The following is a 721-nucleotide window of genomic DNA, read 5'->3' as shown; positions in this document are numbered from 1 at the left end:
ATGGCGAAGCACTACTGGAATCCAACGGTGTACCCAGCCTTTTGTAGGTTCCTTTGGAAAATCATGGGTGTCAAAGAGAAAGCTATAGGGTGCGTTTGGTTCTGCTTTTTTTACCTGCTTTTGCTTAAAAATAAGCAAAAGCAGAATCAAAAGGAACTGCTTTCACCTAGCAGCTTTGACAAATCTGCTTCACTATATTGCAATTCTGAAAGCACCCTGGGAGGTGCTTTTGCCAGCTTTTTCGTAGTTCAATTTGCAATTTGAAATTTTGAAAATGCAGTAATTTTCCAAATTTGAAATTCGGTGATTTTTCATATTCAAAATCTGAAATTTTGAAAATTTGGCAATTTCCCAAATTTGAAATTCAACAATTTTTCAATTTCGACATTTGAATTTTTGAAAACTCAGTAAAATTTCAAATTTCAAATTCAAAATTTGGTGATTTTTCAAATTTGAAATTCAACAACTTTTCAATTTCCAAATTCAAAATTTGGCATTTTTTAAATTTGAAATTCAGTGAATTTTCAAATCCAAATTCAGTGATTTTTCAAATTTGAAATTTTGATTTAATTTTGCATTTTCTATTTTAAATTTAATTTTTTTAAAATATTCACAGTAGTTTCTAACTAAACGGCTTTTAGCTTTTTCCCAGCTCATAACCCACAAAAAGCTTTCTAACCAAAAAACTGTTGCAGGTTATGAACTGTGAGAAAACTAAAAG

The 721-nt window shown here is 30.1% G+C and carries 1 protein-coding gene; it reads left to right on the top strand.

Features of this window, described 5'->3' with window-relative positions; genetic code table 11:
• The coding region (locus tag ACQY8X_RS20960; protein ID WP_428037069.1) for a hypothetical protein at positions 1-264 on the top strand (264 nt) is incomplete at its 5' end.
• Positions 265-721 lie beyond the last annotated feature (457 nt).

Origin of the sequence: Amphritea sp., assembly GCF_050300915.1 — a bacterium.
In the GTDB taxonomy this organism is placed as follows: Bacteria; Pseudomonadota; Gammaproteobacteria; order Pseudomonadales; family Balneatricaceae; genus Amphritea.
Note: the sequence above shows the minus strand (reverse complement) of the source record. Positions and strands in the feature narration are given on the sequence as shown.